A 7,332-nucleotide genomic window follows, 5' to 3' on the forward strand; every position below is an offset into this window, starting at 1 on the left:
GACTAGCATACATTAAATAGAGAAAATGAGAAGAAAGGCCGATTTATATGACGGTAGTCATTAAGAAATTTGTTATCGTAAATAATTACGGTGTAGTGCGTATAACAGATCACGTAAATGAAGTGAAAACAGATGCTACTAAGTCTAATAATGGAGCAGAAGGACCCGTTATGGCAGATTTTGTGAATGGAAAACGAACCGTCTAGTATACAATGAAGATTCTTTCATATCGAATGCCACTCCTTATTGAAAGTCAGCAATTTGCTGGCTTTTTCTATTATATGTAAAATTTTTCGCCACATATCATAAAAAGTCATTGTATTAATAGAATAAATTAAAGAATCCATTCGCGAAGGGAGGGGGAATGGATGGGGAGGACTATAAAAGTTGATATTACGGAAAAGGTAGTTGCAAAGTTTAAAAATAATTATTTAGAATTATATTCAAATAAATTTATGATTGGAAAATATTATATGAATTCAGAAAATAAGCATTATGTACTAGAAAATGGCTATATATTTGAAAATGGACGTTTTTATCGTCTTATTGATACACGCAGAGATGTGAATCCTTCTGTAAGACGGTCCGATGTAAGGTGGTGTTTAGATGATACGAGTAAAAGTATTTGATGAAAGTCATGAAAAAGATTTGGAAGAATCAATTAATGGTTTTTTAAAAAAAATTACAGAAGAGAGTGTAGTGGATATTAAATATCAAGTAGCTGTTTCTAATAATGATGAGGAAAATCAAATATACTGTTTTTCGGCTATGATTGTATATAAAGGATGACAGAAAAGGAATACGACGCACTCCTTTTCTGTCATCCTTTTATTTGGAACGTGCATCTTTTCCAGCAGACATTCCTGCAATTCTTCCTGTTACGAGAGCAGCGGTGATATTGTATCCACCTGTATAACCATGAATGTCGAGGATTTCCCCGCAAAAGTACAAGCCCTGCATGATCTTGGAAGCCATTTCTTTTGGATGAATTTCTTTAATGGACACCCCGCCCCCCGTTACGAAGGCTTTTTCAATTGATTGTGTTCCGTGCACCGCAAAAGAAAAATCTTTGATATCGCGTACAAAGGCGCGTAACTTATCATGAGAAGCTTGACTTGCATGAGTACTATCAAGTAAGTCATTTCGCCCAAGAAGAAATAGTAAGTATCGTTCTGGTAACATTCCTTTTACTAAATTTTTTACACTTTTTTTCGGATCTTCTTGTATTCGTTGTAGAACTTGTTGAAAGAGCTCGTCTTCTTTTGTATCTGGGTACGAATCAATGCGCATCATAACTTGATTTACTTGAAATTTTTTCATCGTTTTAATGACATATTGACTACATCTTAGTGCTGCTGGTCCTGAAAGACCGAAATGAGTAAAAATCATGTCCATTTTATGGGTAATGACTGTTTTCCCTTTTGGATTTAAAACGCTCATTTCAACATTTCGGAGGGATATCCCTTGTAACACGCGTTCTTTAATAAAGGATTCATTAGATAGAATCGGAACTTCGGTCGGAAAGAGCTCAGTAATATGATGACCGGCTTTTTCTGCCCATGCATATCCGTCCCCAGTTGACCCAGTATGCGGAACCGATTTTCCTCCAACCGCTACCACAACGTGCCCTACAGGGAGTATTTCACCGTTTTGCAAGACAACCGCTGAAGTTTGTCCGTTTTTATACTCTATCGTTTTTACGGATTGGTTTGTACGCACATGAATATGAAGCTCATGCATTCTATGAAGAAGAGCATCGACGACGGATTGTGATTTATTAGAAACGGGAAACATTCTTCCGTGATCTTCTTCCTTTAATTTCACGCCTAGCTTTTCAAAGAATTGAATAATATCTTCGTTATTGAATATGGAAAAGGCACTGTATAAAAAACGACCGTTTCCAGGAATATGCTGTATACGTTCTTCTTCGGGAAGGCGGTTCGTCACATTGCAGCGTCCTCCACCTGATATGGCAAGCTTTCTTCCTAGTTTTTCTCCTTTATCGAGCAGCAAGACAGTAGCCCCTTGTTCAGCTGCTCCAATGGCTGCCATTAGACCAGATGGTCCCCCGCCGATAACAATTACATCATAGTTCATTTTTCTCACCCTTGTCCGTTCTTTTTTCTTCTGTAAACAAGAATAGCACGAAAAAAGGAAAAATAGAAATAGCTCTTTTCTTTCCGTAACTATTCGTTTTTTTACGCTTATCGTATATGGAAGTTTTATGATACAATACAAAAGTTAGATTTTAATATACGTGGGGGATCTTTAAATGTCCGATTCCAAATTTGTACGTGGAACACTTATTGTAACGTTCGGAACCTTTTTCGTAAAATTTCTTGGTATGATTTATGTCTTTCCGTTTCACCAGCTTGTTGGTACCAATGGTGGAACCTTGTATACATATGGCTATGTTCCATATCAGATTTTTCTAAGCATAGCAACAGCAGGCGTTCCGCTAGCTGTTTCTAAATTTGTATCGAAATATAATGCGCTTGGAGATTATGAGACAAGTAGACGAATGTTTCGTTCCGGGATGAAGCTTATGATTTTTATGGGTATTCTTTCCTTTCTTGTTCTGTATATGAGTGCTCCCCTGTTCGCTAAAGCGATGCTTGGTGACAAAACATTGGTCAATAGTCCGGAAGATGTAACCATGATTATTCGGCTTGTTAGCTTTGCTCTTCTTGTTGTCCCGGCAGCTAGTTTAATTCGAGGATTCTTTCAAGGTCATCAGTCCATGGGGCCTACTACTGTTTCACAAATAATTGAACAAATTATCCGTATTGCTATTTTATTGGTAGGAAGTTACATCGTAATTCGAGTATTAAAAGGCTCAGTTGCTACTGCTGTTGGTGTTTCTACGTTTGCAGCTTTCGTATCTGCTGTAGGGGCATTAATCGTATTACTATGGTATTGGGTGAAACGAAAACGTCATTTGGACGAGCTACTATCGTCACAAACGGCAGTGTCATCCACTGTTAGTACCCCTCAGCTTTATAAAGAATTATTTGCCTATGCTCTTCCTTATGTTGTGGTAGGATTAACCATTCCGCTGTATCAGCAAATAGATACGCTAACGTTTAATAAGGCGATGGAAGCTGCTGGAAAGGCGGATATTGCTGAGCATGCTCTCGGTATTTTTACAATGTGGACGCATAAGCTCATCATGATACCAGTGTCGCTTGCGACTGCTTTTAGTTTAACGCTCGTTCCAGCAATTACAAAGTCATTTACAGAAAACAAAATAAAAACGTTACATCATCAAATTCAACAAACCTTTCAAGTAAACATCTTTTTAACATTACCTGCTGTTGTGGGGATTTCTGTTCTTGCTTATCCTCTTTACCGTGCCTTCTATGAAGCAGATCCACTTGGTGGGCAAGTTCTTATGTGGTATGCCCCTGTTGCATTATTATTTGCTTTATTTTCGGTTACTGCAGCTATATTACAAGGAATCAATCAGCAAAAACATGCCATTATTGGTTTAGTAATTGGTGTCGTGTTAAAAATCATATGTAATATCGTGCTAATTCGGTATTTTGATGCGATTGGCGGCGTTCTCGGAACTGGTATTGGATTTGCTGCATCAATTTTATATACGAATAAACAAATTCGTAAGAATGTGAATTTCAGCTTTGTTTTTGTGTACAAACGCACTTTTCAAATTACGGTTATCACTTTGCTAATGGCAGTAAGTGCTAAGTTAGTATATAGTGGCTTATCCACTATCATTCCTTACACAGCAAGTCGCTTGGATGCATTTCTTATCGTAATTATTACTGGCCTTGTAGGGGTTACAGTCTATGTATTTTTGGCTATTCGGACCGGGGTTGCTTCTCGTGTGTTTGGGGAAGAACTACTTCATAAACTAATCAATAGATTTAGACGAACAATTAAACTTACAAACAAACAAGCGTAATAATGAGATTACGCTTTGTTTTTATGTGAAAGGAGAGCCTATGAGAATTGATAAATTCTTAGCGAATATGGGATATGGAAGTAGAAAAGAGGTAAAAAAACTCCTAAAGGATGGAGGAGTTCGTATTGACAGCGTTCCCGTAAAAGATGCGAAGGCACAAGTAAATGTGGATGTTCAGGAAGTTACCGTATACGGTGAACTTGTTGAGTATAAGGAGTTTATTTACTTAATGATGAATAAACCACAAGAAGTAATTTCAGCAACGGAAGATGAAGAGCAACAAACGGTTATTGATTTGCTCCAGCCAGAGGATGCTGTTTTTGATCTGTTTCCAGTTGGTCGTCTAGACAAAGATACAGAAGGGTTTCTTCTTCTTACGAATGATGGAAAACTTGCGCATCAGCTGCTATCACCAAAAAAGCATGTACCGAAAAAGTATTATGCAAGAATTGAGGGACTTGTGACGGAGGATGACATTGCAGCTTTTCGCAGGGGTGTTATGTTAGAGGACGGCTATGTGACAAAACCAGGTGAATTAACCATCTTGCGCGGTGATCGCATATCAGAAATTGAACTCGTAATCACAGAAGGAAAGTTTCATCAAGTAAAACGCATGTTTGAAGCAGTTGGCAAAAAGGTAATCTATTTAAAACGAACAGAAATGGGACCTCTCTTACTGGATGAAGATCTAGAGCTTGGTCAATACCGAGAATTGACGGAAGAGGAACTTCAACTACTTAAAGGTGAATAGGTTATATCCAAAAAATAGAGATGATTCAAAAGGGAAGCCCATTGCCCCTTGAATCATCTCTATATAAAAAGACGCTACCAAATCATTATATCTTTATGTTACAAGTAAGTATGCGACAGATTCCAATGTTTATAAGTAAAAAAAGTATTTTTAAGAAGAAAGTCTCACTCTCTTTCCTGTTGTCGTCCACTTTCCACGACTAGGGCTGTAAACCAAATCATTGAACTGCAGCACATTTAGATCTCGCTGGATGGTTCTAGGCGTTATACCAAATTCATCCACTAAATCCTGGGTTGTGACAGTGCCCTTTTCATTGATGTACATATAAATCGACTTAATCCGTGTTAACATACGAGAGGTTGTAAATTTCAAAAAACCACTCCTCCACGAGTTTTATAGTGACTCAACTAGGAAAAAGAATATCTTTTTGTTTTTATTTTACTCCATATCCTTCATATCATGCTCTTTATTTACCTTTTTTAACACAAAATTAATCTATACATTTCAATGTAAAAGTTTGATATAGAGTGAAACGATAAGATCTAGTATATTTCTACAAAAAACGTCTAAATTCTTCCTTTAGTCAAATCATCGTGAATGTATTTGTTTGCGTATTTTAAAGAGTGAGGCAAACACATTACATATGTTCTTCGTCCATTTAGCATCCCCTTGTTTAGTACGATTATAACTATGCGACTACTTCTATTTTACCACGAATATTGGCGAAATAGACAATCGTTTGCTATGATGAAAGATGAAATTAAGTAAAGTAGGTGAATTCTATTATGAAGATTAATTGGATAGAAGAAGTGGAAAAAAGAAAAGATGCCTTACTTGCAGATACGCAACAATTTTTACGAATTAAAAGTGTGCTTGACGAAGAGGATAGCCAAGAAGGTGCACCGTTTGGCAGAGGCATTGGGCAAGCACTTATGTATATGCTCCAAATGGGTAGTAAAGACGGATTTCGTATGAAAAACCTAGAAGGGTATGCAGGTCATCTGGAAATGGGACAAGGCGAAGAACTCCTAGGTATCCTATGTCATGTTGACGTTGTGCCAGAAGGAGACGGGTGGACAAGTGATCCGTATGCTGCAAATATTCGTGATGGGAAAATTATCGCACGGGGTGCAATCGATGATAAGGGACCAACGATGGCCGCTTACTATGCAATGAAAATTGTAAAAGAGCTTGGTCTACCCTTAACGAAGCGGGTGCGCATGATTCTTGGCGCAGATGAAGAAAGTCATTGGCGTTGCGTGGATCATTATTTTACACATGAAGAAATGCCGACGATGGGATTTGCTCCGGATGCCGATTTCCCTATCATTAATGCGGAAAAAGGAATTTGTGATGTGTATGTAAAGCTGCCTGCATCTGAAAAGAGCGAGAAAATGGCACTAATTAGCTTTTCCTCTGGTAGAAGATTAAATATGGTTCCCGATTTTGCTACAGCACAAGTACGGACAAGTGATGTACATAGTATAGAACGATTTAAAACCTTCCTACATCAAACGAAAATGGAAGGAAAAGCTTCCATAGAAGATGGAATGGTTTCGTTTGAAGTAAAAGGCATATCTGCACATGGATCAACTCCAGAACAAGGAAAAAATGCTGGTATTATGTTAGCTACTTTTTTAAATGGAGAGCAATTGGACTGGGCTGGTACTTCATTTGTTGCGTTTGTAACCAAGTATTTTGAAAAGGATACGCTAGGAAAAGAGCTTGGTATATCATATAGCGACGATATTACAGGAGATTTAACGGTGAATGTAGGTCTTTTGAACTACAGTGAGCAGGAGGGTGGAACACTCGGATTAAATATACGATATCCTGTGACAACTGATGCAGTATGGATGCTGAAAACGTTGGAAACCATTGCAAAGGAGAACGGATTTTCATTAGGGGAGGTGTCGGATTCAAAGCCGCATCATGTCGATAAGGACCATGTGCTAATTCAAACGCTTGCGCATGTTTATGAGGAACAAACAGGAGAAAAAGCTAGCTTGTTAGCAATTGGTGGGGGAACCTACGCTAGATCACTACAGGCAGGAGTTGCATTTGGTCCACTTTTCCCAGGTAAAGAAGAGCTTGCTCATCAAAAGGATGAATATATAGAAATCGATGATTTAGTAAAAGCAACTGCAATTTATGCTCAGGCAATTTATGAATTGGCTAAATAAAAGCAGTTACTAGAAAAAGTACTGATGTGAGATAATCCAAAATGAACATAGAATCTTGGGTTATCTCCTTCTTTATTTTTAGGAAGGGTGAAAACTATGGAGCAATCCATGCAGAAGGAATCGAGGATTAGCATCATGTTTTGATTCTATTATTTTTTCGTTTTTTTTGAATTAGGAGTACTGTTACCTTTATTGGGGGTATACTTGAGTAATATGTTACATTTAGCAGAAACACAAATTGGCACTATTACTTCAATTGGATCCATTGTTATGATTTTCATTCAACCATTATGGGGAATGCTATGTGATTACACGCAAAAACGATATAGTATTAAGAGTTATAAATGTTTATTGATTACGAAACGATGGGAGAATCATGTTGTATGTCCAATCATTATTTTTTTGCTATTCCTATACCATCGAATATTAAAGAACAACTGTTTCAATGGCGATTGCAATATGAGCGGCAACTTTCC

General features: G+C 37.6%; 8 protein-coding genes and 1 pseudogene. 7 read left to right on the plus strand and 2 right to left on the minus strand.

Annotated elements, in window-relative coordinates; all coding sequences use genetic code 11:
• Positions 1-47 precede the first annotated feature (47 nt).
• The 3 genes from AC11ZT_RS03825 (at position 48) to AC11ZT_RS03835 (ending at position 789) form a co-directional block, all read left to right on the plus strand.
• Complete coding sequence (locus tag AC11ZT_RS03825) at positions 48-206, plus strand: hypothetical protein (RefSeq protein ID WP_484058336.1); 159 nt, start codon at positions 48-50, stop codon at positions 204-206.
• A 162-nt stretch (positions 207-368) separates the two neighbouring features.
• Positions 369-629, plus strand: coding sequence for a DUF2553 family protein (locus tag AC11ZT_RS03830; protein ID WP_484058337.1), 261 nt, complete (start codon positions 369-371; stop codon positions 627-629).
• Positions 607-789, plus strand: a complete 183-nt coding sequence (locus AC11ZT_RS03835; RefSeq protein ID WP_379965297.1) for a sporulation protein Cse60 — start codon at positions 607-609, stop codon at positions 787-789. Before AC11ZT_RS03830 ends, AC11ZT_RS03835 begins: the two co-directional genes overlap by 23 nt.
• A 39-nt stretch (positions 790-828) precedes the next feature.
• Here AC11ZT_RS03835 and AC11ZT_RS03840 read toward each other — a convergent pair whose 3' ends face one another.
• A complete protein-coding gene (locus AC11ZT_RS03840) occupies positions 829-2,097 on the minus strand; it encodes a BaiN/RdsA family NAD(P)/FAD-dependent oxidoreductase (protein ID WP_484058338.1) in 1,269 nt (422 codons plus the stop codon).
• Between the two features lie 175 nt (positions 2,098-2,272).
• On the opposite strand from AC11ZT_RS03840, the gene AC11ZT_RS03845 reads away from it, so the two are divergent.
• Both AC11ZT_RS03845 and AC11ZT_RS03850 read left to right on the plus strand, forming a co-directional pair.
• The gene (locus AC11ZT_RS03845) at positions 2,273-3,922 is read left to right on the plus strand and encodes a putative polysaccharide biosynthesis protein (RefSeq protein ID WP_484058339.1); all 1,650 of its coding nucleotides are present in this window, start codon (positions 2,273-2,275) and stop codon (positions 3,920-3,922) included.
• Between the two features lie 40 nt (positions 3,923-3,962).
• Positions 3,963-4,673, plus strand: coding sequence for a pseudouridine synthase (locus AC11ZT_RS03850; RefSeq protein ID WP_484058340.1), 711 nt, complete (start codon positions 3,963-3,965; stop codon positions 4,671-4,673).
• A gap of 150 nt (positions 4,674-4,823) precedes the next feature.
• Here AC11ZT_RS03850 and AC11ZT_RS03855 read toward each other — a convergent pair whose 3' ends face one another.
• Entirely contained in the window at positions 4,824-5,045 is a 222-nt protein-coding gene (locus tag AC11ZT_RS03855) for a DeoR family transcriptional regulator (protein ID WP_379965309.1), read from the minus strand.
• Positions 5,046-5,455: 410 nt separating this feature from the next.
• Between AC11ZT_RS03855 and pepV the strand changes: the two genes are divergently transcribed.
• Complete coding sequence (gene pepV / locus AC11ZT_RS03860) at positions 5,456-6,856, plus strand: dipeptidase PepV (protein ID WP_484058341.1); 1,401 nt, start codon at positions 5,456-5,458, stop codon at positions 6,854-6,856.
• Between the two features lie 204 nt (positions 6,857-7,060).
• Positions 7,061-7,332: pseudogene (locus tag AC11ZT_RS03865) on the plus strand (hypothetical protein); the annotation flags it as partial.

The sequence above is a fragment of the Ectobacillus sp. genome, from assembly GCF_056992975.1.